This is a genomic window from Variovorax raffinosi, assembly GCF_051216615.1.
In the GTDB taxonomy this organism is placed as follows: Bacteria; Pseudomonadota; Gammaproteobacteria; order Burkholderiales; family Burkholderiaceae_C; genus Variovorax.
This window is the reverse complement of record NZ_JBPJZR010000006.1, coordinates 306,104-330,877: the sequence shown is the minus strand read 5'-3', so window position 1 is coordinate 330,877 and position 24,774 is coordinate 306,104. Positions and strand designations below refer to the sequence as shown.

Annotated in this window: 26 protein-coding genes; 3 read left to right on the top strand and 23 right to left on the bottom strand. The window is 67.4% G+C overall.

Annotated elements, in window-relative coordinates:
• Positions 1 to 254: 254 nt before the first annotated feature.
• The gene (locus ACSFB7_RS20115) at positions 255 to 431 is read left to right on the top strand and encodes a hypothetical protein (protein ID WP_435473229.1); all 177 of its coding nucleotides are present in this window, start codon (positions 255 to 257) and stop codon (positions 429 to 431) included.
• A gap of 77 nt (positions 432 to 508) precedes the next feature.
• Here ACSFB7_RS20115 and ACSFB7_RS20110 read toward each other — a convergent pair whose 3' ends face one another.
• The 13 genes from ACSFB7_RS20110 to blaOXA all read right to left on the bottom strand — a co-directional run bounded on the left by ACSFB7_RS20110 (position 509) and on the right by blaOXA (position 11,921).
• Positions 509 to 1,135 carry a LysE family translocator gene (locus tag ACSFB7_RS20110; protein ID WP_435473227.1) on the bottom strand — a complete coding sequence of 209 codons (627 nt, stop codon included), beginning with the start codon at positions 1,133 to 1,135 and terminating at the stop codon, positions 509 to 511.
• Positions 1,136 to 1,204: 69 nt separating this feature from the next.
• Positions 1,205 to 1,606, bottom strand: coding sequence for a GFA family protein (locus ACSFB7_RS20105; RefSeq protein ID WP_435473225.1), 402 nt, complete (start codon positions 1,604 to 1,606; stop codon positions 1,205 to 1,207).
• Between the two features lie 87 nt (positions 1,607 to 1,693).
• Complete coding sequence (locus tag ACSFB7_RS20100; protein ID WP_435473223.1) at positions 1,694 to 1,975, bottom strand: DUF2277 domain-containing protein; 282 nt, start codon at positions 1,973 to 1,975, stop codon at positions 1,694 to 1,696.
• A 49-nt stretch (positions 1,976 to 2,024) separates the two neighbouring features.
• Positions 2,025 to 3,551: a phage tail sheath family protein gene (locus ACSFB7_RS20095; RefSeq protein WP_435473221.1), complete on the bottom strand. Its 1,527-nt coding sequence runs from the start codon at positions 3,549 to 3,551 to the stop codon at positions 2,025 to 2,027.
• Between the two features lie 20 nt (positions 3,552 to 3,571).
• Positions 3,572 to 4,066, bottom strand: coding sequence for a GNAT family N-acetyltransferase (locus ACSFB7_RS20090; RefSeq protein ID WP_435473219.1), 495 nt, complete (start codon positions 4,064 to 4,066; stop codon positions 3,572 to 3,574).
• Positions 4,063 to 4,665 (bottom strand): GNAT family N-acetyltransferase, encoded by a 603-nt coding sequence (locus tag ACSFB7_RS20085; RefSeq protein WP_435473217.1) that lies wholly within the window; start codon positions 4,663 to 4,665, stop codon positions 4,063 to 4,065. The genes ACSFB7_RS20090 and ACSFB7_RS20085 overlap by 4 nt, the downstream gene beginning before the upstream one ends.
• A gap of 63 nt (positions 4,666 to 4,728) precedes the next feature.
• Positions 4,729 to 6,075 carry an amidase gene (locus ACSFB7_RS20080; protein ID WP_435473215.1) on the bottom strand — a complete coding sequence of 449 codons (1,347 nt, stop codon included), beginning with the start codon at positions 6,073 to 6,075 and terminating at the stop codon, positions 4,729 to 4,731.
• Positions 6,075 to 6,788, bottom strand: a complete 714-nt coding sequence (locus ACSFB7_RS20075) for a DUF2848 domain-containing protein (RefSeq protein ID WP_394485204.1) — start codon at positions 6,786 to 6,788, stop codon at positions 6,075 to 6,077. Before ACSFB7_RS20075 ends, ACSFB7_RS20080 begins: the two co-directional genes overlap by 1 nt.
• A 7-nt stretch (positions 6,789 to 6,795) precedes the next feature.
• Positions 6,796 to 8,112 (bottom strand): MFS transporter, encoded by a 1,317-nt coding sequence (locus tag ACSFB7_RS20070; RefSeq protein WP_435473213.1) that lies wholly within the window; start codon positions 8,110 to 8,112, stop codon positions 6,796 to 6,798.
• Between the two features lie 46 nt (positions 8,113 to 8,158).
• Positions 8,159 to 8,848 (bottom strand): hypothetical protein, encoded by a 690-nt coding sequence (locus ACSFB7_RS20065; protein ID WP_435473211.1) that lies wholly within the window; start codon positions 8,846 to 8,848, stop codon positions 8,159 to 8,161.
• A 144-nt stretch (positions 8,849 to 8,992) separates the two neighbouring features.
• Positions 8,993 to 9,910 carry a LysR family transcriptional regulator gene (locus ACSFB7_RS20060; RefSeq protein ID WP_435473209.1) on the bottom strand — a complete coding sequence of 306 codons (918 nt, stop codon included), beginning with the start codon at positions 9,908 to 9,910 and terminating at the stop codon, positions 8,993 to 8,995.
• Between the two features lie 53 nt (positions 9,911 to 9,963).
• Positions 9,964 to 11,055: a serine hydrolase domain-containing protein gene (locus tag ACSFB7_RS20055; RefSeq protein WP_435473208.1), complete on the bottom strand. Its 1,092-nt coding sequence runs from the start codon at positions 11,053 to 11,055 to the stop codon at positions 9,964 to 9,966.
• Entirely contained in the window at positions 11,052 to 11,921 is an 870-nt protein-coding gene (blaOXA, locus tag ACSFB7_RS20050) for a class D beta-lactamase (protein ID WP_435473206.1), read from the bottom strand. The genes ACSFB7_RS20055 and blaOXA overlap by 4 nt, the downstream gene beginning before the upstream one ends.
• Before the next feature lie 240 nt (positions 11,922 to 12,161).
• On the opposite strand from blaOXA, the gene ACSFB7_RS20045 reads away from it, so the two are divergent.
• Positions 12,162 to 13,106, top strand: a complete 945-nt coding sequence (locus ACSFB7_RS20045) for a CE1 family esterase (protein WP_435473204.1) — start codon at positions 12,162 to 12,164, stop codon at positions 13,104 to 13,106.
• Here the strand turns inward: ACSFB7_RS20045 and ACSFB7_RS20040 are convergent.
• The 6 genes from ACSFB7_RS20040 to ACSFB7_RS20015 all read right to left on the bottom strand — a co-directional run bounded on the left by ACSFB7_RS20040 (position 13,084) and on the right by ACSFB7_RS20015 (position 15,738).
• Complete coding sequence (locus ACSFB7_RS20040; protein ID WP_435473202.1) at positions 13,084 to 13,521, bottom strand: hypothetical protein; 438 nt, start codon at positions 13,519 to 13,521, stop codon at positions 13,084 to 13,086. The two genes, ACSFB7_RS20045 and ACSFB7_RS20040, sit on opposite strands and share 23 nt — an antisense overlap.
• Before the next feature lie 7 nt (positions 13,522 to 13,528).
• Positions 13,529 to 13,897, bottom strand: a complete 369-nt coding sequence (locus tag ACSFB7_RS20035) for a SnoaL-like domain-containing protein (RefSeq protein ID WP_435473200.1) — start codon at positions 13,895 to 13,897, stop codon at positions 13,529 to 13,531.
• A 73-nt stretch (positions 13,898 to 13,970) separates the two neighbouring features.
• Positions 13,971 to 14,333, bottom strand: a complete 363-nt coding sequence (locus tag ACSFB7_RS20030) for an NIPSNAP family protein (RefSeq protein WP_435473198.1) — start codon at positions 14,331 to 14,333, stop codon at positions 13,971 to 13,973.
• Positions 14,334 to 14,370: 37 nt separating this feature from the next.
• Positions 14,371 to 14,595 carry a hypothetical protein gene (locus ACSFB7_RS20025; RefSeq protein ID WP_435473196.1) on the bottom strand — a complete coding sequence of 75 codons (225 nt, stop codon included), beginning with the start codon at positions 14,593 to 14,595 and terminating at the stop codon, positions 14,371 to 14,373.
• 56 nt (positions 14,596 to 14,651) lie between these two features.
• Positions 14,652 to 15,212 (bottom strand): hypothetical protein, encoded by a 561-nt coding sequence (locus ACSFB7_RS20020; protein ID WP_435473194.1) that lies wholly within the window; start codon positions 15,210 to 15,212, stop codon positions 14,652 to 14,654.
• A gap of 67 nt (positions 15,213 to 15,279) precedes the next feature.
• Positions 15,280 to 15,738 (bottom strand): VOC family protein, encoded by a 459-nt coding sequence (locus tag ACSFB7_RS20015; protein ID WP_435473192.1) that lies wholly within the window; start codon positions 15,736 to 15,738, stop codon positions 15,280 to 15,282.
• A 54-nt stretch (positions 15,739 to 15,792) separates the two neighbouring features.
• Here ACSFB7_RS20015 and ACSFB7_RS20010 point away from each other — a divergent pair, with 54 nt between their 5' ends.
• Positions 15,793 to 16,497, top strand: a complete 705-nt coding sequence (locus ACSFB7_RS20010; RefSeq protein WP_435473190.1) for a TetR/AcrR family transcriptional regulator — start codon at positions 15,793 to 15,795, stop codon at positions 16,495 to 16,497.
• Here ACSFB7_RS20010 and ACSFB7_RS20005 read toward each other — a convergent pair.
• From ACSFB7_RS20005 to ACSFB7_RS19990, 4 genes are all read right to left on the bottom strand, one after another.
• Positions 16,436 to 17,254 (bottom strand): class I SAM-dependent methyltransferase, encoded by an 819-nt coding sequence (locus tag ACSFB7_RS20005; RefSeq protein ID WP_435473188.1) that lies wholly within the window; start codon positions 17,252 to 17,254, stop codon positions 16,436 to 16,438. The genes ACSFB7_RS20010 and ACSFB7_RS20005 overlap by 62 nt on opposite strands.
• Complete coding sequence (locus tag ACSFB7_RS20000) at positions 17,251 to 17,919, bottom strand: VOC family protein (RefSeq protein ID WP_435473186.1); 669 nt, start codon at positions 17,917 to 17,919, stop codon at positions 17,251 to 17,253. Before ACSFB7_RS20000 ends, ACSFB7_RS20005 begins: the two co-directional genes overlap by 4 nt.
• A 37-nt stretch (positions 17,920 to 17,956) precedes the next feature.
• Entirely contained in the window at positions 17,957 to 18,604 is a 648-nt protein-coding gene (locus ACSFB7_RS19995) for a hypothetical protein (RefSeq protein WP_435473184.1), read from the bottom strand.
• Between the two features lie 61 nt (positions 18,605 to 18,665).
• Positions 18,666 to 24,641 carry an alpha-2-macroglobulin family protein gene (locus ACSFB7_RS19990; protein WP_435473407.1) on the bottom strand — a complete coding sequence of 1,992 codons (5,976 nt, stop codon included), beginning with the start codon at positions 24,639 to 24,641 and terminating at the stop codon, positions 18,666 to 18,668.
• Between the last annotated feature and the right edge of the window lie 133 nt (positions 24,642 to 24,774).

Genomic DNA, 24,774 nt, shown 5'->3' with positions numbered 1-24,774 from the left:
CCTTGGCCTGCCTTGAGGACGACGGGAAGTGCACCTACTCCGCGACGGGGCCGTGGCCGCCGCGTTGCCATGGGGCATGCGGCCAGAGTGAACCGCATCCGGCGCAAGGCCCACACACACCCACATCCGGTAACGAACTTCACCTGCGGGCCTCAGAGAAGCAACCTGCGCGTGACCGGCGTGGCCTTCAATGGTCGCACCGGCTCGCAGGAGGCGAGCCCGGCTTCACAAATCACTCCAAGGAGAAACGCATCATGACGAAGACATTGGCGATTTTGCTGGCCGCATCGGCCATCCTGGCCGGCTGCGTGGTCGCACCCTACGACCGCCCGCCACCGCCGCGTGGCCATCAGTACGGTGACCGCGACCGTGACGGCGACGGTGTACCCAACCGCTACGACCGCGCCCCGAACAACCCGTACCGCAACTGAGCGATGAATGAAGAACGGCCGCGAAGCATTGCGCTTCGCGGCCGTTTGTTCGTGGGCGTTTCGGTTGCCCGCGTGCCTTACCCCGGTCGGCGCGCCATCAGCGCCCAGATGCCCGCCGCGCTCAGCAGCGAACCGCCTGCGAAGTTGAAGCGCCGCTGCGCGCGCGGCGAAGAAAGCAGCTTGCGCGCCGAGCCCGCGAACACCGCATAGAGCGTGGCATTGGTCGCGGCCAGCACCACGAAGGTGACGGCGAGCACCCAGAGCTGACGGGTCACGTCGGCCGTGGGGCTGATGAACTGCGGCAGGAAGGCCACGAAGAACACGATGCCCTTGGGGTTCAGCGCCGTCACGAGGTAGGTGTTGGCGAACAGGCGCAGGCGCGAGGCGGGCGCGGCCGGCGCGGCGATCTCGGTCGACGTGATGCCGGCGCGCAGCAGCCTGATGCCCAGGTACAGCAGGTACAGCCCGCCCGCCCACTTCACGGCCGTGAACCAGAAGGCCGAGGTGGCGAGCAGCGCGCCCAGCCCCAGCAGCGAGACCACCAGCGCGGTCGAATCACCGAGCGCCACTGCTGCCACCAGCGGCACGTTCGCGCGGCGGCCGTGCGACATGGAATAGCTGATCACCGTGAGGATGGTCGGCCCTGGAATGATCAGCATGACGGCCGAAGCCGCGACGAAGGCGAGCCAGAGTTCGATGGGCATTAAGTTGTCTCCTGAGGGTGGTGTTGTTGTGTGTGGGTGTGTGGAAAGCGATGCGCTGCGTCAGCTTCGTCAACTTCCGATGGCCGTGCGCGCCACATGCCAGGTGCCGCGATGCCCGTCCACGTAGCTGATCGGCGAGTTGGCAAGGTCGTCGAGTTCCGCGTCGTCCAGGCAGGTCACGTTCACGCCGTAGGCGCTCTCGCCGGTCTCGGGCGAATGGCCCACGCCGAAGGAGCGCACGCGGCAGTGCCTGCAGACGATGTAGTGGCTGTTGCGGGTGTCGAGCATCTGCTCGCTGAGTTCGGATTCGCCTTCGAGCAGACGGAAGGCATCGGTCGCGACGATGGCCGGCCAGAAGCGCGTTTGCGTGCAGATGGCGCAGTTGCACCGCAGGGTGCCCAGGCTCAGGTCGATGTCGGCTTCGAATCGCACGGCGCCGCAGTGGCAGCCACCGGTGTAAGTCTTTTTCATGTGCTTGTTTGCTGTTTCCGATCGATGGAGCCAGCCGGCAAACACCATATCAAATGCCGTGCCCGCGGGCTGCGGCGGGGTTTTTCTTCAGTGGGGCGCCGTGCTGCCGAAGCGGGCGGCCGACCGGGCCTTGGCGCGTTCAGCCTCGATCGCGCGGTCCTTGGGCTCGGCCGTGGTGACCATCGATTCGATCAGGCGGGCGGCCGTTGCGGCCACCTCATCGACCGCGCGCTCGAAGGCTTCCTCGTTCGCTTTCGACGGCACGCTGAAGCCGCTGAGCTTGCGCACGAACTGCAGCGCGGCGGCGCGAATCTCCTGCTCGGTGGCGGGGGGCTCGAAGTTGTAGAGGGTCTTGATGCTGCGACACATGGGCGCTTTCCAGTCGGCGGGTGGGTGGGCGATTGAGCTGCGTCAAAGATCAGGATTTTTGCATCTGCTGCTGGAAGGTGATCTCGATGAACTCGGCCGGGCGGCTGAGCGCGACCAGCACGGTCACCCGAAGAATGCCTTCGAGAACGTCCTCGGGCGTCATGGTTTCGTTCAGGCCGACGATGACGCTGAACGCATCCTCCGGCTTGGCGCCGGCCAGGCCGCCGCGCTTCCAGATGCCGGTCAGGAAGTTGCTCGCCATGCTCCTGATGGTGACCCAGGTGTTGGCGACGTTGGGCTCGAACACATAGGCCTTGGTCGCCAGGCGCAGGGATTCTTCGAGCATGAGCATGGTGCGACGCACGCTGATGTAGCGCCAGTCCAGGCTGTTGCCGTCCAGCGTGCGCGCGCCCCACACCAGCGTGCCTTCGCCGATGAAGGTGCGGATGGCGTTGATCGACTTGCCGGTCGGGGTGATGTTCAGGTCACTCTGCTCGTCGCTCGTGATGGCGACCGCCGGCGACACCACCGAGTTCAGGCCGACGTTGGCCGGCGCCTTCCACACGCCACGCGAGTTGTCGACCAGGGTGTAGACCCCGGCCATTGCAGCCGCCGGTGGCAGCAGGTTCAGCTTGCGCTGGATGGCCTGCAGGATGCTGGCGTAGGTCGGGCTGACCGAGAGCAGGGCCTTGTGCAGCGCGTCGTCCGACAGGTAGGTCTTTGCCTTCGGATCGCGCGCGTCATCGCCGACCTGCGCCAGGATGTCCTGCAGCGCCTTGGGTGCAGCGCTGCCACCGGCTTCGGCCAGCAGCAGTGCCTTGACCTTGGCCATGTCCACGAAGCTGGTGAAGCCGAGGTCGGTGGCCTGCACGATCGAGGTGTTCAGCCACGGGTAGTAGGCGGCTGAATATTGGAGAAAATTGGTACCCACGCCATCGCGAAAGGCCGCAATGCAATCGCCACGCGGATCGGTGCGCTCGCGGTAGCCGTCGCTGATGTCGAGGATGGCAAAGCGGCTCTTCGTCTGCGAGCCGCAGTGCGCGAGGGCGTGTTGCTGCAGCGCGATGCAGTCCGCCTGCGGCAGCGTCATCGCATCGGGAATCACCACCATGGTCGGCTCCTGCTCCGTGAGCAGCAGGTCGATGCCGCCCTGCAAAGGCGCCACCTGCACGCCCGAGTCGGTGTAGCCGCCGACCGAAACGACGTAGCACGGGCCACCGCCGTTCTGGAAGAACAACCGCATGCAGTGATGCAGGTAGTAGCGAGAGGTGTCAGGCTTGCCGTTCTCGCGCTGGAGCACATAGCCGTCGCCGGCGCTGCTGAAGTCGCTCGGTGCGGTGGCATTGGCGTTCTTCACGAACTCGAACTGGTCCTCAGGTGGTCCGCCGTAACAACTGACGAACTCCGACATCGAAGTGACGCGCCAAGGCTTGCCGGTCAGCGAACCGCCCTTGTTGTCAGCGATCTGGGTATAGCCGATGAACGCGGGAACGGCAGTCGCAACTTCGACCACCGAATTCGGAAACGCATTCTTCTCGACGATATAGACACCGGGGGTTTTGTATGCGCCAGCCATGCGTTTGCTTTCTTTGAAAATTATCGAAGCAGGGCCATCGCGTGGGCATCGTGATAGACGCCATCGATCAGGCTTGCTCGGCGCACGATGCCTTCGTGCTTGAAGCCCAGCCGCTCGTACAGCGCCTTGGCATGGAGGTTGTCCGCGCGCACGTCCAGCGCGATGCGGGTCAGCCCGCGAGACCATGATTTGTCGATGGCCGCCTGCAGCAGCCTCGCCCCCAGACCGTGGCCGCGCGCCTCGGGAAGAAGCGCGATGCCCAGCACGCCGATGTGCGCCCGCGAATGCCCGAACACCGGCGACACGTCGCACCAGCCGACCACCTTGTCTCCATCCACCGCCACGAAGTGCGGGAAGTCGCTGGCGATCAGGTCCCGGTAGAAGGCGATCGATTGCGCCAGCGGCGGGGCCTCGGTCAGCGCCAGATACTTCTGCTCGCGCGCGACGACGTCGAGCGCGCGGTGCAGGCTCTCGAAATGCGATTCGGCTGTAGGTACGACGATGACAGGGCTCATGGCCTGGGTTCTTCCGATGCGCGAAGCCGCTCCTCCAGCCGCGCCTTCACCTCCAGCCACTCGTCATCAATGATGCTGAAGCGCACCGAGTTGCGCTTGCGGCCGTCCGGCATGATCCGCTCGTTCCGCACGATGCCTTCCTGCTTGGCACCCAGCCGCAGGATGGCCGCACGCGATTTCGCGTTGATCTCGTCGGTGGTGAGCTGCACGCGCACGCAGGCCATCTCTTCGAAGGCGTGCCGCAGCATCAGGTACTTGGCCTCGGTGTTGACGAAGGTCTTCTGCCACGAGGCCGCAATCCATGTGCTGCCGATTTCCAGCTTGCGGTTGTTGCGGTCGATCTTCCAGAAGCGCGTGGAGCCGATCACGCGGCCGGTGTCGCGGATCACGGTGGCGAACGGCATCACGGTGCCCACGGCGCGGCCGTCGAGCGCGGTGCGCAGATAAGCCTCGACCGTGGCGGCCGAGGGCACGACGGTGAAGGGCAGGTTCCAGAGTTCGCCGTCGGCAGCCGCATCGACAAGGGCGGGTGCGTCGGATGCGAGCAGCGGGCGAAGAAGAATCCGGGGGCCGGTCAGGGACGGTTGTTGGCGCGACATGCGCCAAACGATAGCCGAAGCGGGACTGCGCCACCGGTACAGCCCCGCCGGATGCTGCCGCGTTCAGCCGAATTGCAGCGCGGCTTCCACGGCCAGCGCCACCGCCGCCAGCCGCGCATCGTCACCGCGCACCGACGACAGCATCAGTCCCACCGGCAGTTCGCCCGGTGCATGGCAAGGCAGGCTGAAGGCGCAGCCGTCGAGCAGGTTGATGGCGAAGGTGTTGCGCAGCAGCAGGCCGTTGGCCTGGAAGAAGGCCGCGTCTTCGGCCAGTGCCTCGATGGGCGGCGCGACGATGGGCACGGTCGGGCAGAGCAGTGCGTCGAAGCCTTCGAGCGCGTGTTCGACGCGGCCGATCCAGTCGCGCCGACGGTCCTGCATCGCGATGTAGTCGGCGGCGCGCACTTCGGTGCCGAGCGCGATGCGCGCGGCCACGCGGGTGTCGAAGCCTTCACGGCGTGCGGCGAAGCGCTCGCGATGCACGGCCGAGGCCTCGACCGGCGAAAAGCCGCCGGGCGCGTTGACGGTCGCGATTTCGGCGAGTTCGGCGAGCGTGATGTCGACGATCTGCGCACCCGCTTTCGACAGCGCATGCAAGGCACGCTCGAAAGCGCGCGCCACCGTGGGCTCGATGGCATCGAACATCAGCGTGGCCGGCACTGCGAGGCGCAGGCCTTGCAGTGGACGCCTGCGCACGGCCAGCGGTGCATCGGCAATGGCCGCGTCCACGGTCAGGCAGTCTTCCACCGAGCGCGCCATCGCGCAGACGGTGTCGAGCGAGCGTGCCAACTCGAAGGCACCGGTGCGCGGCACGCGCGACTGCGTGCTCTTGAAACCCACGAGCCCGCACAGCGCGGCCGGAATGCGGATCGAGCCGCCCGTGTCCGACCCGAGGCCGGCCACTGCCAGACCAAGCGCCACCGACACCGCTGCGCCCGACGAAGAGCCGCCCGGAATGCGCGGCGTTTCCGCATCGGCCGGGTTGCGCGGCGTGCCATGGTGCGGGTTGATGCCCACGCCGGAGAACGCGAACTCGGTCATGTTGGTCTTGCCGACGATGGCCGCGCCCTGCGTGCGCAACCGCGACACGGCCTGCGCATCGCGCACGGCAGGCGGTTCGCCTTCGCAGACGGCGGACCCGGCCATGGTGGTTTCACCCGCGACGTCGTAGAGGTCCTTGATCGACACGGGCAGGCCGGCGAGCGGGCCGAGCTGCACGCCGGCCTTGTGCGCCGCATCGGCATGCCGGGCCGCGGCACGCGCGGCGTCGGCGTACAGGCGCGTGAACACATGCTGCGCGGCGGGCAGCGTGGCCGCTTCGAGCACCTGCTCGATCAGCGCTTCATGGGACAGCGCGCCTTGCGCGATGCGCTCGCGCAGGGCGGTGATGGTGAGGTGGCCGTTCGCCATCACGCCACCACCGGCAGTGCTTCGACCGCATAGCGATGCACGATGCGCCGCTGCAAACGCGCATCGTGCAGTTCGATCTCCATCTGCGCGGCGGGGCGGATGCCTTCGCCCTTCGCATTGGGCAACGCGCCCAGCGTGCCGCAAGTCATGAACAGGCCTTCGGGCGCGGCACCGGCGCCGGGCATGCCGTCGCGCAGCGCAGCCAGTGGCCGGATCGACGCGAGCGTGCCGCGCTGGTAGTCCACCCAGCGGCCATCCTCGAAGATGCGCGAGTGCAGTTCGATCTCGTCCTGATGGGCCTGCAGGTCGCGCCAGCGCCATGCGACCTCGGCCACGGGCTTGGCGCACATCTGCTTGGAGACGGCGACGGAGTAGCTCTCGACATGGCGGTCGGTGTGGTCCGAGGCCACGCTCAGCCACCACTCGCCCTGCGAGAAGAAGAACACGGGCTCGGCCTCGCCGGAGCTCTGGTCGCCCAGCGCCTCGATGGCCGGCGATTGGGTCAGCAACTGGGCCGCGACGCGGTAGTACAGGGGCACGCTCGACGGGCGCGGCACGCCGAGCGCGGCCAGTTCCTCGATGTGGTGTTCGATGGCCGCGGTGTCGCGGCCGGTCCATCCCGCCACCACCAGCGCAGTGGGTTCGATGGAGCGCAATTCGATGGACCGTGCGCCGTCGGCGCTCACGGTTTCGCAGGCAAAACGCAATGGCATGGCGGTCTCAGGCTTCCAGCGGTTTCTTGGCGGTCTCGCGCGCTACGAAGAGCGCGACCAGCGTGACGCACAGCGCGCCCGCCACATACAGCGACACGGCCACCGTGCTGCCCCACGACTTGAACAGGCTGGCGATGATCAGCGGCGCGAAGCCGCCGCCCAGGATGCCCGCCAGCGTGTAGGCCAGCGATGAGCCGGCATAGCGCACGCGGCCCGGGAACTGCTCGGTCACGAAGGCGGCCTGCGGGCCGTACATCATCGCGTGGATGATCAGGCCGACCACCACCGCCGCGCAGATGGCCACGGGGTGCGCGCTGTTCATCAGCACGAAGAAGACGAAGGCCCAGACGATGCCCAGCAAGGCGCCGGCAATGTAGACCGGCCGGCGGCCGATGCGGTCCGACAGGCTGCCGAACCACGGCACCGCAATCGCGTTGCAGGCGGCGCCGATCATCGTGGCGGTAAGCGCCAGCGGCCGCGACAGGTGCAGCACCGTCGTCACGTAGGTCAGCGTGAACACCACCACCAGCGCGTACAGCACGTCGGAGCCGATGCGCGAGCCGCCGGCCACCAGCAGGCGGCGCCAGTGCTGCGTGAGCACTTCCTTGATCGGCGTCTTGGCGGTGGTCTTCTTTTCTTCCATCTCGCGGAACACGGGCGTTTCCTCGACGCCGCTGCGCAGCCACAGGCCGAAGATGACCAGCGCCACGCTGGAGATGAACGGAATGCGCCAGCCCCAGGTCTGGAAGTCTTCGGGGCTGAGCCAGGCCGACACGATGGCGATGAAGCCGGTGCCGATCAGCGTGCCGCACGACGGGCCGACCTGCGTGAACGAGGCGTTGCGGCCGCGCTCGTCGGGCTTGCCGTGCTCCATCGACAGCAGCACCGCGCCGGCCCATTCGCCGCCGAGCGCCACGCCCTGCACGAAGCGCAGCGCGACCAGCGCCACCGGCGCCCAGATGCCCCAGGTGGCATAGGTCGGCAGCAGACCCATGAGCCCGGTCGATACACCCATGATGACCAGCGTGGCCACCAGCACGAAGCGCCGGCCGAGCCGGTCGCCCAGGTGGCCGAACACCACGCCGCCCAGCGGGCGCGAGATGTAGCCGACCGCATAGGTCGAGAAGGCGAGGATGGTGCCCGTCAGCGGATCGAAGGACGGGAAGAACACCGCGTTGAAGACCAGTGCGGCCATGATGTTGTAGACGGTGAAGTCGTACCACTCCAGTGTGGTGCCGATGGAGCTGGCCATGGCCAGCCGGCCCATCTTGGCCGGGGCGCCGGTGGGGACGGCCGCCGTTGCGGGAAGCACATGTTCGGTCATGGAAATACCTTGTTCGGTGAAGACATCGGGATCGGTTCGGTTCAGCTCAGCGCAGTTCGGCCGCCGTCAGCTTCCAGCCGAGGGCGAGCAGCCAGCCGGTGGCGGGGTCGGCGTCGAAGGCTGCGGCGGCGAAGGTGCGTGCGCTGCGCGCGGCATCGGCGCTGCTGGCTTCCACCACCAGCATCGGCTGCAGCACGCGGCCTTCGGTGGCTTCGCGCGGCAGCGGCGTGCTCAGGGCGGTGTCGGGCATCAGCAGGTACGACTGCACGAAGCCTGCCTGCTCCGACAACTGGCGGCCGACGCTGGCGGCCCGCGCCACCAGCGCCTGCGCATCGGCGGCCACGGGCAGTGGCAACACGACCACGTGGCTGCCGCTGCCGAAGCCCGTGACCGCGCGCACGGCGCACACGCGGCGAATCGGCTGGCGCATGCGGTCGAGGTTGACGATGGACCACGGCGTCTGCTTCTCGAACGCGGCGCGGTAGCCGGGCGAGCCGAACACGGCCAGCGATTCGGTGCGGTACAGCCCGAGGTACTTGCGCCCGCCTTCGAGCGAGAAGTAGCGCGCGCCCGACAGAAAGCCCGGAATGCGCGCGCGCTCTTCGACATGCTCTTTGTCGTACCAGCGATTGAAGTCGGCGTCGTCGGCGGCATCGACATCGGAGGCGACGAACAGCAGGCCGTTCGCGTTCGCCGCGGCGGTGTCAGGGGAAGATGAAAAGGCGGAAGTGGTCATGGCGGCGGAAGAGCGGGCGGGCCTTCGAAAAATGAAGGCGCGATCTTCCGTCGCAGGGTGGTGCTGTCACAAACGAGTTTTTCTGGGCGACAGCCACAAGAATTACTGGCCCCTTTGTGGGGCCCGGATGCGCCATTTCGAGGGTTATCCCTCTGCTGCGGCGCTCCAGGTTGGTGCCATGGCAGAGGTCGTGAACTGGTCGGACGCGAGGCAGGCCAGCTCGGCCACGAGGCGGATCGCGTCGGAGTCGGCCGCCTCCAGGTGGCTCACCACGATGCGCTGCGGCGAGATGAGCGCGTCGCACTCGATGATCCGCACGTCGCCGCTGGCCACGTATTCATAGCAGGGCGGCAGCGGCACCAGCGCGTTGCCGAAGCCCGCCTTCACCAGCCGCGCCAGCGCCGAGATCGAGCTGACGCAGTGCACCTTGCCCAGCGGAATACCGGCCGCGCGGTACAGGTTCTTGAGCGCCTCGTGCGGCTGCGAGCTGGGGCTCATGGTTAGCACGGGCTGGCGCAGCAACTGTTCGACGGTCTGCGTGCCCTCGGCGCCGACCGGTCCGACCCAGCCCATCGGCATCGGCAGGCAGGGCGTGCTCACGATGCCCGCGCCGGCGATGTGGTCGGTCTGCAGGGCAATGTCGAGCGCGCCTTCGCGCAGGCCGCGATGCAATGCGCGCGTGGTCTCCGACGTGAGCTGCACCTCGATGCCGGGGTAGGTGGAGCGCAGGTTGGTAAGAAAGCCCAGCAGCCAGGTGTGGACCACCGTCTCGATGGCGCCGATGCGCACCAGCCCCAGGATGTCGCCGCGCGGGCGGCCCAGAGAGACGATCTCGCGGCGCAGCTCCAGCAGGCGCTCGCCGTAGTCCATCAGCCGCACGCCCACGGGCGTGAGCCGCAGCTCGCGCGCATCGCGCTCGAAGAGGCGCGCGCCGATGTCTTCTTCGAGCGAGGCCACGCGGTTGGACACGGCCGCCTGCGTGATGTGGAGCCGGTCGCTCGCCGCGCGGAAGCTGCCGAGCCGCGCGGCCCACAGGAAGGCTTCGACAAATCTTGTATTCATGAGGGCACCTGCGCGGCATTTTGCCGCTATTCGCCGGCGCAGGGCCCGCGTGGCTATTTGCGCCTGCGTGCGGTGGCGGGCGGCACGGTGATGTCGTCCACCATCCGCACCGCCGCGGCCGATGCGTTGCTGGCCACCATCACCGCCGCATCCTGCGTGCTCGGGTCGAACACCAGCAGCGCGCGGTAGCCGCCGGTCTGGCCGGTGTGGAAGTAGGTGCGGTGCGCCACCGGTCCGCGCATGCGGATGGCATAGCCCAGTTCGTACTTGTCGTCATGGCCCAGCGGCGTGAGCGCGCGTTCGGCCGCCGCGCCCAGCGGGCCCTTGCGCCCCGCCATGAGCGCACGCGCAAACACCAGCAGGTCGGCGGCCGTCGAGCGCAACGCACCGGCGCCCGCGAGCGCGCCGAAGTCCCAGGGCGTGCGCGGCGACTTGTCGTCGTAGCCCGGTGCAAGGCGCACGGCGTCGGGGCCGAGGTACTGCAGCGTGTCCTTCATGCCCAGCGGCGCGGCGATGTTCTCGTGCACCAGCATGTCCCAGGGCTTGCCGTAGTGGTCGGCGAGCAACTGGCCGAGCAGGCCCAGCCCGAGGCTGCTGTAGGGGCCGCTGCAGGGTGGCTTGCGGTCGAGCTTGAGCGTCGACAGGCCGGTGAGCAACTGCGCGCGGTCGGTGCGCGCGAACGGGTTGCCGTCGCTCAGTGGCGGCGCATCCGGCAGCATGCCGGGCAGGCAGGCGCTGTGCGTGACCAGCCGGCGCAGCGTGATGGCCGCGATGTCCGGCGGCAGTGTGACCTGGCCGGCCAGCAACCGGCCCACCGTGTCGTCGAGCGACAGGTCGCCGCGCTCCACCGCCTGCGCGAGCAGCACGCCGGTGAAGAGCTTGCTGATGGAGCCCACCTCGAAGATCGGCTGCCCGTCGGCGCCGATCTCCTGCACGGGGCCGGGTTGCACCAGGCCATTGCGCTGCATCGCGAACTGCGCCCGGCCCTGGCGCGAGACGCCGACCACGATGCTGCCCGGCGCGTTGTTCATCACGCGCGCCGCGATCTCTGCCGGTGGCGTGGCAAAGCCGAGCGGGTCGGCGTGAACGAAGGGGGCAGCGAGCAGGAGCGCGGCCAGCGTCCATGCCGTCGCATGCCTGTTCAAGAGCGCACCTGGCCCGCTTCGGCCGGAAGAATGCCCATCTGCGCGAGCAGCGTGCGGGCCAGCGGAATGCGCTTGGCGAGATCGGCCTGGCCGTGCATGTCGATGTTCAGCGCGAAGCTCTTCACGCTGCCGTCCGCGAGCGCCACCCAGCCCACCCACCAGCCGAGCGACAGGCTCGGCGCTTCGTACCAGCCGGTCTTTGCATGCAGGTCGTAGGCGGGCGTCTGCTCGATCCGCGTGATCTCGTGCACCATGTCCTGGCTGCGCGCGGACATCGGCAGCGCGCGCTGCGCAAGCCGCATCAGAAAACGCGTCTGCTCCACCGCCGAGATCTGCAGCGAGTTGTTGACCCAGAAGCGGTCGACCTGCGTGCCCAGCGTCTCGTTGCCGTAGTGCAGCTTCGCGATCCATTCATTCATGCGCGCCAGGCCAATGCGGCGCGCCACCCCGCGGTAGAGCGGAAAGTTGGAGACGCGGATCGCTTCGCGCAGGTTCATGTCCCGCTCCCATTCCTTGCGGGGCAGCGGCTTGCCGTCGTAGGGAAAGATTTCGTCGATGTCCTTCACCGCGCCGGTCTCCAGCGCGATCAGGCTGTTGGGAATCTTGTAGGTCGATGCGGGGCTGTAGCGGCGTTCGGCGCGCTGGCGGTCGACCACCGTGAGCTTCGAGGTGGTGCTGTCGAGCACCGCCCATGTGCCCACTACGCCGGCCTGCTTGAAGTACTTGGCGAGGTCCGGGCGTTCTTCGACATGGGCGAGGGGTGTGGTGGGCGTGGCTGCGTCGGCGAAGCGGGTGCCGAGCAGCGCGGCCAGCAGGCCGCTGCTGCTGTGTGCGAGGAAGCTGCGGCGGCGTTGGGGGCGAATCATTCGATCTCCTGATGGTTGTTGCGAGGCCCGAGGCAGGCATGGGCATGCAAGGGCGATGGCCGGAATCATCCGGGGCATGTGGCACGGCAACAAGCAAGGCCGCCGGCGGCCTCGTCACTGCCGTAACCGCCGTAACGTGACGCTCGTTACGCAAGAGACGCATGCGGGGCGCGCGTTGCATCTCTACGATGCGTGCCGTTGTCTTGTCTTGTTCGAGCGTTCATTCACCGGTCCGTTGCCATGTCCCTGATTTCATTCACCCGCCGCGCGGGCATCGCGTCCTGCTGCGTGGCCGCGATCACTTTCTTCATCGGCGCCGCCGCGCAGGCGGACACGCGGCCCGCTGCTGTGCAGACCTTGCAGGTCGGCGGCGCGTCGCGCAGCTATCTGCTGTCCGACGATGACAAGCCGCGCCAGCCGCGCCCGCTGATCGTCGCCCTGCACGGTGGCGGCTCGAACGCGGACCTGCTCATTGCGGCCACCGGCCTGTCGGAGGCCGCGCGCAAGGCAGGCTTTCTCGTGGCTTATCCGAACGGCAGCGGGGCCAACGCGGATGCCTACACGTGGAACTCCGGCGCCTGCTGCGGCTACGCGAAGGCGAACAACGTGGACGACGTGGCCTGGCTGCAGGCACTGGTCGCGCGCCTGGTCAAGGAGGGGCGGGCCGATCCGAAGCGCGTGTTCGCGGTCGGCTTTTCCAACGGCGGAATGATGGCCTACCGTTGGGCTGTGGAGGCACCCGGCAGCCTGCGCGCGGTGGCGGCGGTATCGGCCACGCTCGACATCGCTCCCGCGCGGGTGCGCCAAGGGCTGCCCGTGCTGCACATCCACGGCACGGACGACCCCTACGTGCCCTATGCCGGCGGCATCGGCCGCAAGGCGACGACCGGTGTGCCGCGCCTGTCGGTCGAGAAGACCATCGAGCGCTGGGCCGCTGCGATGAACGCCCGTGCGCAGCCCGCGGAACGGCTTCGTCCGTCAGCCGGCGATGACGGAACCTCGGTCACGCGCGTGCGCCATGCCACGGCGACCGATCCGCAAGCCGTGGTGCTGTACCGCATCGAGGGCGGCGGCCACACGTGGCCCGGCAGTGCGCTGGCGTCGATGCCGGACAACCGCGTGTCGCGTCAGCTCGATGCGAGCGAGACCATCGTGGCCTTCTTCAAGGCGCACGCGAAGCCGTGACGGCCGTAGCGAGGTGCCGGACCACTGCCGCAAGAAATTCCCGGCATGCCGCTTCGGGGCTCCTGTTGTCGAGGATGTCCCTGACCTGTTGCGTCGGCTGCCTGAGTTCCAGTTCGATTTCTTCGATGAACAGGGCCAGCTCTTCAGGCGTGCGGTCTTGCCGCAGCACGTCGGCGATGCGCTGCGCCTCCGCAAGCGGTTCCGTCGTGAACAAAACGCCGTAGAGCGCCAGGCTGATCGGGTGGCCCCACCGGTACGTCAGCGGGCCACCGGCCTCTTGCGCGTAGTGGCGCAGGCAGGCCGGGCATTGCAGGAAGGCGATGGTCTGCGTGGGTTTGCCGGGAAGCAGGCGCAGTGCCGTCGAGGGGCAGCGCAGGCAGTTCTTCTGCTCGCTGCCTTGCGGCATGCCTTGCATGCGAGGCTCAGGCACCACCGGAATAGAAGAACTCCTCCCGCACGATCTTGCCGTCCTTGACCGTGTAGAGGCCCATCTCTTCCATCGTGAGGCGCTGGCCGGTGGGTTTGACCGTCACGTCGAAGCGGAAGCCGACGATGAAGCGGTCGTCGTGCGGCCACGGGCCGGCGATCTGCATCGAGTGGACTTCGTGGTTGGCGCTCCACCATTCGCCCTTGGCCTGGATCGCTGCCAGGCCCACGGCTTCACGCTGCGCGCCGGGCGGGGCGCTGGCCTCGACGCTCGTTGCCTCGGGTGCGTAGAGCACCTTGGCATCCTGAAACTTCCCTTGCTTGCACAGCGCCACGAGTTTGCTGGCGATTTCCGTCGTGTTCATGCGGTTTCTCCTGAAGAAGAGAGAGGGGATGGGCGGGAGCGCGAGTGTAGGCCGGTGCGGCTGCCGGCGTGCGTCAGTGTGTGTCTGGTGCGCTTTGCGGGACGTTGAGCGTTCGCATGGCTTCGATGGGTTCCTGCGAAACCCACAGCAGCGTGTTCAGGTAGGTCTCGATGCGATCGACGAGCGCGCTGCGCGGGCCTTCGCGCCATTCGGGCGAGCCGTAGAAGGCGCCTTGCTCAGCCTCCAGTGCCTCGCGGTTCTCGTAGGCGCGCACGAGGTGGTAGGTCTCTTCCTCGTGATCGCAGCGGCCGTAGGTGACGACGTCCATGCCCTTGCTGCGCAGCATCGGCACGGCGCGCGTGTGCATGGCTTCATGAAAGGCGGGCAGGGTGCCGGGCTTGAGCCGGTAGGTGCGGATTTCGATGAGACGCTTCATGAATGGATCTCCCGATTGAAAAGACGGGCCGGCAGGGCTACGAATAGATGGCACCGACCACCAGGAAATAGATCAGCAGCAGCACGGCCATGAAGCCCTTGACGTTCTTCGTCGCGAAGCTGACGTAGCCCGCAATGGCCTCGTCGCTCAGCCGCGATTGCAGCGCGTGATCCCGCGGCAGGATGGCGCGCAACAGGTAGCTGCCGAAGAAGACGGCGCCGACAAGGACGACCATGAACAGCACGGGAAGCAGGATCTGCATGTGAGTCGAAGGTGAATCGATGAGTGTTGGGTGACGTTGGCGTGCTGTGACAAGGCTCACGCGGGAATGCGCGGCGCTTCCACGTCGTACAGGTGCGCGGCAAAGTCGTACTTGTATTCGTAGTCGCCCGCATAGGCCAGCGCGATCTTGCCGGTCCACGTGATGTTGAAGCGGTCGGTGCCCGCGATGCGGTCGAAGCGGATGCGGTGGTGGGCGGCAGCGTCGTGGCCCAGCAGGTAGATGTGGAAGGCGTTGTCTTCCGTGTCTTCGGGCGGCGGCTCGTCCACGCGGGCTTCGAGGCCGTCGATCCGCGAGAGGCTGAAGTCGGAGAGCGCGCACACCGCGAAGCCGTTGCCATCGCCCCAGTTCGTCGATGACAGCGTGCAGCGGTGGTAGTTGTTCCAGACGTTGGGTGCTTCCCAGTCCGAGGGGTAGTCGATCTCCTCGTCTTCGGGCTCGTCGATCTCGCGCTCGGCGTCGTAGTCCGCGCTGCGCAGGTGCAGGTCGAACCACACCATGCCGTCCCTGACGGAGGCCGTCCAGCGAAACTGCGCGACGGGGTGGCCTTCGGGCCAGGGGTTGCCGGTGAAATGAATGCGGTCTTGAGGCGTCGTCATGTGGCGGGTGTGAATCGATGCAATGGGCACGGACGCCACACAGTGTCCGCGACAACCCGCTCGCCGGCTACTCCTGCATGGCGGCACTCCAGCGGCGCTGCATCTCCTCGGGGCTGACTTCCTCCAGGCGCGTGGCAAGGTGCCAGCGGTGTCCGAAGGGGTCGAGCAGCAAGCCCGCTCTGTCGCCGAAGAACTCCTCCTTGGCGGCGCGCAATACCGTGGCGCCGGCTTCCTCGGCAAGCGCGATCGTGGCGTCGACGTCCGCGACGTACAAGTGGATCGACACCGGCGTGCCGCCGACGCGCGCGGGGCCCAGCGCGCCGAAGTCGGGGTACTCGTCGGCCAGCAGCAGCTTGGCATCGCCGATGCGCAGCTCGGCGTGCCCGACCTTGCCGCCGGGTTCCGAGAGCCGGAACAGTTCTTCGGCACCGAACGCGTGAATGTAGAAGTCGATCGCACGGGGGGCGTCGGCAACAATGAGGTAAGGCGCAAGGCATTGCGCCGGAACGGGACGGGGAGTGCGCATGGGATGGTCCTTGTGCAGGTTTAGAATTTAATTACGTTACGCATCGTTCCATAAATGAAACCAGTTGTCAAAGACGCTTTGCAGGCCCCGCTTCCCGCCGCACGCGGCCGGCCGCGCAACCTGCAATTGCGGCAGGCTGTGCTCGATGCGGCGCGCGAACTGCTGGCGCAGGTCGGCCCGTCGGGCGTGACGATGGAGGCAGTGGCAGCGAAGGCGGGCGTGGGCAAGCCCACGGTCTACCGGTGGTGGCCGAACCGGCATGCGGTGACCATGGACGCGCTGATGACTTCGACCGCGCAAGAGAAGAAAAAGAAGCCGCAGCGCGCCGCGGCCTCGGCGCTGCTTGCGCTGTCGCGGCAACTGGACATGGTGGTGCGCACGCTGTCGTCGCCCATGGGGCGCAATGTCACGACCCTCATTGCGGCCGCCGATCCCGACACCGAGTTGTCGAAGGCCTTTCGCAATCACTTCATCCTGTCGCGCCGCGACGAGGGGCGGGTGCTCTTGCAGCAGGCGGCCGAGGCGGGTGAGATCCGGGCGGATGCCGACCTGGAGATCGCGCTCGACCAGATCTACGGTGCGCTGTTTTTTCGCCTGCTCATGGGGCATGCACCGCTCGACGAGGGCTTCGTCAAGGCACTGATCGCGAGCCTGCTCGCGGGGCTTGGTGCGAACCCCGTCACGAACGCGGCCAGCCTCAGGCGCAAGCCTGCGGCGCCTGACGCTTCACCGCGCGGGTCGCGAGAAAAGTCGGCATGAACCGGTCGACCACGAAGCGCGGATGGGGCTGCGCGTCCTCGTAGAAGCCGTCGATGGAAAAGCCGGCTGCGATCTGCCCGCCGATCAGGTCGGTCAGCGAATGACCGAACACCACCGCTTCCGCGTTCTGCCGCTTCTTTTCGAGCACGTCCTGCGGCAGATCCTTCAGGTCGGAATACGGCAGCTTGTACAGCGGGCGCACCAGCCCTTGGGCCAGCAGCGCCGGGTCGCGGTCGCCGATGAAGACCACCGGGTTGTAGAAGCTCGCGAGCAGGGCGCCGCCGGTCTTCAGCACGCGATGGCATTCGCGCCATACAGGGCGCACGTCTGGCACATAGAGGTTGGAGATCGGGTGGAAGACGATGTCGAACTGCGCATTGGCGAACGCGCCCAGGTTGCGCATGTCGCCTTGCACTGTCGCGAGGTCGAGGTCGTCGCGTTCGGCGACCCGGCGGTCCTGCTGGAGCTGTTCGTCCGACAGGTCGAACACTGTGACCTGCGCACCGGCCGCCGCGAGCACGGGCGCCTGCTGACCGCCCGCCGAAGCGAGGCAAAGAATGCGCCGGCCCCGCACGTCGCCCAGCCAGTCGGCCGGCAGCGGCTGCGGCGTGAGGTGCACGCGCCAGTCGCCGTTGCGCGCCGCGGCAATCAGCTCGCTGCTGACGGGTCGCGACCACTCGCGTTCCTCGGTGGCCTGGCGATCCCAGGCGGCGCGGTTGTGGGAGAGAAAGTCGTCGATGCTGTCGTTGCTGCTCATGCGTCGTTCGGTTGCAGAAGGTCCCAGCGGTTGCCGCAAAGGTCGAGAAAGACCGCGACGGTGCCATGCGGCTCGTGGCGCGGCGCTTCGAGAAAGCGCACGCCGTGGGATGTCATGTGTTCGTGGTCGGATTCGAAGTCGGTGGTGTGCAGGAACAGGAAGACGCGTCCGCCCGCCTGCTTGCCGATGCTGGCCGCCTGCTCGTCGGTCACGGCCTTGGCCAGCAGCAGCGCGGCGCCACCGGCGTGCCGGCCGGGCGCGACCACCACCCAGCGCTTGCCCGGCCCGCGCGGCGTGTCTTCGACCAGCTCGAAGCGCAGCGCCTCGGTGAAAAAGCGGATGGCCTCGTCGTAGTCGTGGACGAGGAGGGTGACGGTGGCGAGATGGCGGGACATGGGCGTAGGGCTGGTGAGCTGCGGATTGTCTTGCGCGATGGCGATGCAGCGATCCTGCAAGGCAGCGGCATGCATCTGCTCCTGCGTGTCCGTCCAGAACACGTTCTTGCGGCAATCGCTGCAATAGCGGACATCGGGCGAGGATGTCTCTTCGAGCGCATCCCATCGCTTGGGGCACGACAGGGCTGCTTCTTCGTGAGGCACTGCCGTCTGCGCGGCGGCTGGATGAGCGGGTGCGCGGCCGATGCGGATGGATTTCTTCATCGTCATGGCCTCGGGGTCCGTCAAGCGATCGGGCAGACCGCTCTCAGGAAAAGACGATCGCCGTCTTGTGCGCAATGCTCAGCCGCGCCGATTCGTAGAGCCGCAGCCACGCCGCGTATTCCCGATGCAGGCCTTCGTCGAGATCGATCAGGCGATCGATTCGTGCGGCTTCCTCGTCCGACAGTTGGCCGTCGACAAGGGTGATGCCGAGCGCGGGCGCCACCAGCACCAGCTCGTCGCGCAGCCGGTAGGAAGAGCCGAGCATGCCGCCGGCCACTTGCTTTTCATCGTCCGGGCTGGAATACAGCACCTCTTCAAAATCGACCGGCACATAGAAGCCCTCTGCATCCGAGTGGCGGATCAGGTGGCTTTCCGAGTCGAAGAGCGCGTCTTCGACCACCGGGTCGTCCGTGGGATCGACACCGTCCGCCAGCGGCGTTGCCATCCATTCGGGCGACGCCGCGCGGTATGCGTAGGCCAGGCGCAGGTAGTGGATGAACGAGTACGGAAAACTGCCCAGCGACGCACGCGAGTGCAACGGCGGCAGTTCCCGGGGCTCGGCATGCGGCGGAAGGCCCGCCGATGCCAGCAGCTTGTTCGCCACCGCCAGTTCTTCCTGGCGCCATCCGGCGCCTTCGGTGTCGTTCTCCAGCAAGTAGGCAAGCGTGCCGACGCCGATAGCGAGGCCCATGATGTTTCTCCCTTTTTCCCGTCAGTCAGTCAGTGGGTCGATCAGTCGGTTGCGATGCGGTTTACTTCGCCGCCTTCACCTTCACCCGCGCGTTCGGCGACTCGCCGAACATCTCGGGCGCGTACATCGCCTCGACGCGGCTCGGCGGCAGCGCGAAGTCGCCGACGTTGTTCAGGCGCACGGTGTATTCCATCTTCACCACGCCCTTGGGCATGTACTCGTAGTAGCTGCGGAAGGCCTCGAAGCTACGCTCTTCAAAAGCAGCCCAGCCGGAGCCCGACTTCTTCTCGCCTTGCGTGGCGATCTGCGAGTCGCGGCCCAGGCCGCCGCCCAGGATGGTCGCGCCGCCCGGGATCGGGTCGCTGATGACGACCCAGGTCATGTCGGCACTGGCGTTCACTTCGAGGGTGACGCGCAGCACGTCGCCGCGCGTGTACTTGCCCGCGGTGGCCTGCTCGACCGGCGTGATGGTCTTCTTGATCGCATAGCCGGCAGCGAACGGAGCCTTCAGCTGCACGGCGGCAATCGACTGCAGCGTGAGCCACGGCTTGCCGGTGCCTTGCTGGGTGACCAGCAGCGTGTCGCGCACCGGTGCGCCGGAAGGCGAGGCGGCCCAGGGCAGGAACATGCTGTTGTTCTTCAGGTTGCCCGGCGAGGCGGGTGCGCCGAAGAAGGTGGTCTGGTTCGGTGCACCGGCAGCGTCGGTCGTCTTGATGCGCTCGACCTTGCTCCAGTCGACCTGCGCCTTCACGGCACCCAGCGTGGCGGCGGTCACGCCCGACACCGGGGTGCTCTCGAACACCTTGCTGAATTTCTCCAGCGCCAGTCCGCCCCACAGGTTGGCGGTGGTGGTGTGCCATGCGCCGTTCTGCTGGCGGCCGATGAAGCCGTTGGCGAGCTTGCCGATGTCGTCCTTCCAGGCCGGGTCGTCCATCACGCTGAGCAGCAGGCGGGCGGTGTTGACGTCGCCGTTGGTCATCAGCCACCACCAGTAGTCGTCCTGCTCGGTGCTGAAGATCAGCTTGGTGCCTTGGTAAGACAGGCGGGCCTTCAGCACGTTGTTGGCTTCGTCCAGGCGCTGCTGGCGCTGCGGCACGTCGTTCACGCGCTTCAGGATATTGAGCCAGTCGATCACCGCGCTGGTGGGCCACTGGTTCGGCGCGATGGTGATGCTGCCGACCATGCTGCCCTTCGCCTTGCCGTAGCGCGAGAGCGCTTCGAGCGCGGCGAGCTTGCGAACGTCCAGGTCCTTGCGCGGGCTCCAGAACTCGCGCGTGATGCGGCCTTCGACAAAGGCGATCAGGCCCGATTCCATCGGCGCGCGCACGTCGTCCGCCAGCGCAAAGGCCGGGTTGAGCTGCGAGGCTTCGTTCGTCGCTGCGAGCAGGTACGAGGTGAGGATGTCGCTGCCGCGATTGGCTTCGCCATCGCGCGGCGGGAAGTAGTTGGCCAGGCCGTCGCTGTCCAGATAGGTGGGCAGCGTTGCCAGCACGCCTTGCCACATCTTCGCGTCGCGCAGGCCGACCGATTTGCTGGTCTTCTGTTCGAGGCAGATGAAGGGGTAGTTCGCGAACCAGTCGCGCACGCCCGGCAGGCCTTCGGCGAGCTTGGGTTGCAACGACAGCTTCAGGCCGCCACGGCCGGGCAGGGCGTCAGCCGGTGGTGCGACGTCGAGCGTGAACGGCCCATCGAGCTGCACCAGCGTCGCCTGCTGCACCGTGAGCGGCACCGAAGGCACGATGCGCTGGCGCACCTTGAGCGCGTCGCGCGCGCCGCCGATGGTGTCCTTCGCTTCGATCTCCCACAGGATGGCTTCGGCGCGCGTCTGCGCGAGCTGCGCGGGCGCGGTCACGGTCCATGCGACCTCGCGCGCTTCGCCGGCCGGGATGTCCACGGTCTGCGGCTCCAGCGTGAGCAGCGTGGCACGCGGCGTGGCCTCGACCTTCATCGGCTTTTGCGTGGTGTTGCGCAGCGTGATCTGGGCGCGGAACTGGTCGTCCTCGCGCACCAGTGGCGGCAGGCCGCTGATGATCTGCAGGTCCTGCGTGGCCTGGATGCTCATCTGGCCGGTGCCGAACAGGTTGGCGCCGGAGTCGGCCACGGCCACGATCTTGAAGGTGGTGAGCGCATCGTTGAGCGGCACCGTCACCACGGCCTGGCCGTTGGCATCGAGCACCACCTTCGGGTTCCACACCAGCAGGGTGTCGAGCAGCTCACGCGTCTGGCCCTTGCCGCCGCCGCCGCCCGCGGGCACGGCCTTGCGCCCGTAGTGGCGCCGGCCGACGATTTCCATTTGCGCGGTGGAGGTGCTCACGCCCCAGCTGCGTCGCTGCAGCATCGCGTTGAGCAGGTCCCAACTGTCGTTGGGCATCAGCTCCAGCAGGGCCTGGTCGACCGCGGCCAGTGCCACTTCGGCGCCCGCCGCGGGCTTGCCGTCGGGCAGCTTGGCGGAGATGGTGATCTGCGCCTTGCTGCGGATCGGGTAGCTGGGCTTGTCGCTGGTGACGGTCACGTCGAGCTGGTGCGCGCGCGTGCCGACGCGGATCTCGGCCATGCCCAGGCGATAGGCAGGCTTGCTCAGGTCGACCATCGCGGTGGGCGCGACGTATTCCTTGCCTTCGTACCAGAAGGCGGTCCACCACTCGCGCGGTGCCTTGAAGCCCCAGGTGAAGAAGCTGTACCACGGCACTTCGCGCAAGCGGCCGCGCAATGCAAGCACGCTGACGTAGGCGTTCGGGCCCCATTCAGGCTTGACCTCCAGGGTGACCGTCGGGTCCTTGCCGTCGAGCTGCACCACGTGCGTCTCGATGATGCCTTCGCGTTCCACGGCGACCAGCGCGGTGGCAAAACGGAACGGGCTGCGCACCTGGAACTTGGCGATCTCGCCGGGCTGGTAGCTCTTCTTCTCGGGCAGCACGTCGATGCGGTCGTTGTCTTCGCCGCCGAACCAGAGTTCGCCCTGCTTGGTCACGTAGACGGAGCTGACGGCCTTGCTGTCGCGGCCGTCGCTGTCGGTGGCGCTGGCCACGAGTTCGACTTCGCCGGCTTCCTTCAGCTCCGACTCGCACAGCAGCAGGCCGCGCGAATCGCTCTTGCCGCTGCAGACGGTGCCGATGTCCTTGGTCTCGGTCTTGTTGTCGTAGGTGTAGAAGCCGCCCACCATGCGCTTGCGGCTGGTGGTGGTGATGCGGGCCACGGCGCGCACGTTGAGCGTCACGCCGGCCTGGGGCTTGCCCGTGAGGTCGAGCGCGAGCGCCTGGAACTTCAGCTTCTGGGCGGTGGAGACCCAGCCCTCGGTCTTGATGCCGGCGATGACCGAAGCCGGCCACAGCGTCTGCGTACTGCGGATGGTCTGCACTTCGCCGTTCGGATCAGCGTAGGTGGCTTCGAGCAGCAGCTCGCGCGGGGCCTTGACCTTGGGCACCTTGTCGATGGTGACCTTGCCGGCGCCGTCCTTGTTCAGCGTCACGGGCAGCTTGTCGGCGATCACGCGGGTGTCGCTGGTGCTGTTGATGTCTTCCTCGCCCGAACCCGTGTCGGCGGAGGCGGCCTGCGTGCCGTCGGCCTGCTCCGCGCGCGGCGGGTTGAAGCTGAAGGCGTCGTAGTCGGAGAAGCTCAGGCTCTTGCCGCGCACCATGGCCGACACGCGCACCGGCAGGTTGGCGGCGCCACCGCCGGCCACGTAGTTGATCTGCACGTCGGTGGGCACCGTGGTGGCTGCCACCAGCGGCTTCTTGTCGGTGGGCGCGATGCGGCCTTCGAGCACGGGCAGGCGGAATTCCTCGACGCGGAACATGCCAGTGCTGAAGCTGCGGCGGCCGCCGCCTTCGTCGTTGTCATCGCCTTCACCGTCGCCATTGGTGGCCTTGGCGCCGCCGGTGCGCAGCTCCACCTGGTACGCGCCGAGCTTGGCGGCCGGCGGAATGGGGAAGGTGTTCTCCGCGCTCAGGCCGCCGGTGGCGGTCTTGCGCCAGTTCAGCGGCTGCGTGAAGCGCTGGCCGCTGCCCGTATGGGTAATGACGAGCGTGTCGGGCCGGCTCTCGGGCAGGCCGAAACCCTTGCTGGTCTGCGTGCGGATCAGGCTCTTCATCGACACCGTTTCGCCGGCGCGCAGCAGCGTGCGGTCGAAGATGGTGTGGGCGATCTGGTCGGGTTCGGGCTGCAGGTTGGTGGGTACGTTGAAGCGCCAGGGCTCGATGCCGCGCTGCCAGTCGCTCCAGGTGAAGGCCAGGTCTTCAATGCCCTTGTCGTCCTTGGCGCGGGCGCTCACGAACCATGCGCCGCCGTCGTATTCGTTGGGGCCGTTGCATGACGGCGCCTGCGGCGAGATGCCGTTGAGCATGACGATGCCGCTCGCGTCGGTGGTGCCGGTGGCCACGGCCTTGCCGTCGCAACTGGACACGCGCACCTCGGCGCCCGCCACCACCTTGCCCTTGTCGAGCGTGGTGACCCAGGCCATCGAGTTCTCGCGGCCCAGCTTGAAGTGCACCGCCAGGTTGGTGGCCAGCGCGGTGGTGCGCACGTACATCGTGCGGCCGGCGTTGTAGCGTTCGTCGAGCAGCGCTTCGCCCAGTTTTTGCGAGGCGATCTCCAGCACGTGGAAGCCCGGCGTGAGCGGGATGCCGATGACTTCGAACGGGCGCGGATCGGCACCGTCGGACTTGGGCATGTCGAGCGCCTTCACGCCCGGCTGGCCCGCCAGCAGCGACAGCATGCGGGTCTGCAGCGAGGTGCGGTCGTCCTTGTCGATGACCGGGGGCAGCGGGCCCTTGATGTTGTCCTTGCGCGCCTGTTCGCGTGTGACGCTGTAGCTGTCGTAGCGGCGCACCTTGCGGAACCACGCGATGATTTCCGCGTCGGTCTTCGGGTTCATGTCGCTCACCTTGCCGGGCGTGAGCGCATTCACCATCAGTTGCGGCTCCACGCGGCGCACCGTCACCGGCATCATGGCCGGGGTGTCGGGCTCGGCCAGGCGCTCGATCACGCCGAAGGGCGAGGCGGCGAACTTGGCCAGCGGCGGCATGGCGCCCGTGGCGACCTTCATCGGGAAGTTGCCGGGCGTGGCCAGCGGGCGGCCCGAGGCATCCTCGAACTTGGAGGGCAGCTCGATGCTGTATTGCGCGCTCTCGGTCAGCGGCGGCTCGAAGCTCACGCCGTTGACCACGTCGTCGTCGCTCTGCGTGCCGCCGTCGTTGTCGAGCTTGGCCTTGATGGTCTTGTCGCCCTTGAGCTGGATCTGCGAAGCCAGCTTGCGCGTGACCGGCGCATTGAACTGCAGTTGCATCGGGCGCAGCGGCAGGCAGGCGGCCTGCGCGTTCTCGCGCTCGCAGGTGAACGAAACAGCGAAGGGCTCGCGCACCTGGTAGTCGAAGCGGCGCTCCACGTTGTTGGCAACGCCCGACGGCGTGGCCACGCCCTTGCCGTAGACGATCTGCACCTTGGCGCCGGGCGTCAGCGTGCGGTTGCACTGCATCGTGATGAAGCGCAGCGGGTCCTTGGCGGCTTCCTTCTCGCGGCTGAAGGCCTTGAGCAGGCCGGTGCGCTGTTCGCCGTCGAGCAGCTTGACGGGAACGCGTTCGCCCACGCCGTCGGCCGAGCACCAGACATTCCTTTGCACGCTGTCGAGCGTGGCCGCGCCGTTGAGTTCGAGCATGAACATCTGCTGTTCATCGATGCGCGCGTAGGTGCCGGGCATGTAGCTGCGCACGAACGGGCCGCCGGTGTTGAACTGGTAGCGCTCGGGGCCCGTCAGCTCGCCGTTGGCGGGCTTGAAGGTGGGGATGCGGGTGACCGTGCAGCGCACGCCGGGCGGCAGGTCGTTCTCGAAGTCGTAGACCCAGGCCTTGGCGTCGGTCCATCGGCCGGTGCCCTTGCCGGCCTGCGCATCGGTGCAACTCACCGAGAGCGGGGCGGGGGCCTTGGGGTCGCCGAAGTTGACGGCGGGCTGGTCGAACTTGGCGACGATCTGGCGCACGCGCGCGACCTCGCCTTGCGGGGACAGACTGGTGATCTGGAGGGCAAAGCCCGGGCCGGCCATGAGGACGCCACCGGCCAGGAGCAATGTTGGAAAGAAACGGTTCACTTATATCTCCACCTGAAGGCAGCGCGCAGCGTAGCCGATTTGCGAGGCAGTTCGGCAGTGCCAAGGGTCATATGTCGTCGGCCTAGCC

What these genes read in the sequence shown, in the direction of transcription:
- ACSFB7_RS20015 (WP_435473192.1), bottom strand. Translation starts at nt 15,738, where the DNA reads ATGCGCACTCCCCGTCCCGTTCCGGCGCAATGCCTTGCGCCTTACCTC.
- ACSFB7_RS20025 (WP_435473196.1), bottom strand. Translation starts at nt 14,595, where the DNA reads ATGCAGATCCTGCTTCCCGTGCTGTTCATGGTCGTCCTTGTCGGCGCC.
- ACSFB7_RS20105 (WP_435473225.1), bottom strand. Translation starts at nt 1,606, where the DNA reads ATGAAAAAGACTTACACCGGTGGCTGCCACTGCGGCGCCGTGCGATTC.
- ACSFB7_RS20085 (WP_435473217.1), bottom strand. Translation starts at nt 4,665, where the DNA reads ATGTCGCGCCAACAACCGTCCCTGACCGGCCCCCGGATTCTTCTTCGC.
- ACSFB7_RS20010 (WP_435473190.1), top strand. Translation starts at nt 15,793, where the DNA reads ATGAAACCAGTTGTCAAAGACGCTTTGCAGGCCCCGCTTCCCGCCGCA.
- ACSFB7_RS20080 (WP_435473215.1), bottom strand. Translation starts at nt 6,075, where the DNA reads ATGGCGAACGGCCACCTCACCATCACCGCCCTGCGCGAGCGCATCGCG.
- ACSFB7_RS20110 (WP_435473227.1), bottom strand. Translation starts at nt 1,135, where the DNA reads ATGCCCATCGAACTCTGGCTCGCCTTCGTCGCGGCTTCGGCCGTCATG.
- ACSFB7_RS20035 (WP_435473200.1), bottom strand. Translation starts at nt 13,897, where the DNA reads ATGAACACGACGGAAATCGCCAGCAAACTCGTGGCGCTGTGCAAGCAA.
- ACSFB7_RS20075 (WP_394485204.1), bottom strand. Translation starts at nt 6,788, where the DNA reads ATGCCATTGCGTTTTGCCTGCGAAACCGTGAGCGCCGACGGCGCACGG.
- ACSFB7_RS20100 (WP_435473223.1), bottom strand. Translation starts at nt 1,975, where the DNA reads ATGTGTCGCAGCATCAAGACCCTCTACAACTTCGAGCCCCCCGCCACC.
- ACSFB7_RS20045 (WP_435473204.1), top strand. Translation starts at nt 12,162, where the DNA reads ATGTCCCTGATTTCATTCACCCGCCGCGCGGGCATCGCGTCCTGCTGC.
- ACSFB7_RS20090 (WP_435473219.1), bottom strand. Translation starts at nt 4,066, where the DNA reads ATGAGCCCTGTCATCGTCGTACCTACAGCCGAATCGCATTTCGAGAGC.
- ACSFB7_RS20060 (WP_435473209.1), bottom strand. Translation starts at nt 9,910, where the DNA reads ATGAATACAAGATTTGTCGAAGCCTTCCTGTGGGCCGCGCGGCTCGGC.
- ACSFB7_RS20000 (WP_435473186.1), bottom strand. Translation starts at nt 17,919, where the DNA reads ATGACGATGAAGAAATCCATCCGCATCGGCCGCGCACCCGCTCATCCA.
- ACSFB7_RS20040 (WP_435473202.1), bottom strand. Translation starts at nt 13,521, where the DNA reads ATGCAAGGCATGCCGCAAGGCAGCGAGCAGAAGAACTGCCTGCGCTGC.
- ACSFB7_RS19995 (WP_435473184.1), bottom strand. Translation starts at nt 18,604, where the DNA reads ATGGGCCTCGCTATCGGCGTCGGCACGCTTGCCTACTTGCTGGAGAAC.
- ACSFB7_RS20115 (WP_435473229.1), top strand. Translation starts at nt 255, where the DNA reads ATGACGAAGACATTGGCGATTTTGCTGGCCGCATCGGCCATCCTGGCC.
- ACSFB7_RS20005 (WP_435473188.1), bottom strand. Translation starts at nt 17,254, where the DNA reads ATGAGCAGCAACGACAGCATCGACGACTTTCTCTCCCACAACCGCGCC.
- ACSFB7_RS19990 (WP_435473407.1), bottom strand. Translation starts at nt 24,641, where the DNA reads ATGGCCGGCCCGGGCTTTGCCCTCCAGATCACCAGTCTGTCCCCGCAA.
- blaOXA (WP_435473206.1), bottom strand. Translation starts at nt 11,921, where the DNA reads ATGATTCGCCCCCAACGCCGCCGCAGCTTCCTCGCACACAGCAGCAGC.
- ACSFB7_RS20020 (WP_435473194.1), bottom strand. Translation starts at nt 15,212, where the DNA reads ATGACGACGCCTCAAGACCGCATTCATTTCACCGGCAACCCCTGGCCC.
- ACSFB7_RS20030 (WP_435473198.1), bottom strand. Translation starts at nt 14,333, where the DNA reads ATGAAGCGTCTCATCGAAATCCGCACCTACCGGCTCAAGCCCGGCACC.
- ACSFB7_RS20070 (WP_435473213.1), bottom strand. Translation starts at nt 8,112, where the DNA reads ATGACCGAACATGTGCTTCCCGCAACGGCGGCCGTCCCCACCGGCGCC.
- ACSFB7_RS20095 (WP_435473221.1), bottom strand. Translation starts at nt 3,551, where the DNA reads ATGGCTGGCGCATACAAAACCCCCGGTGTCTATATCGTCGAGAAGAAT.
- ACSFB7_RS20065 (WP_435473211.1), bottom strand. Translation starts at nt 8,848, where the DNA reads ATGACCACTTCCGCCTTTTCATCTTCCCCTGACACCGCCGCGGCGAAC.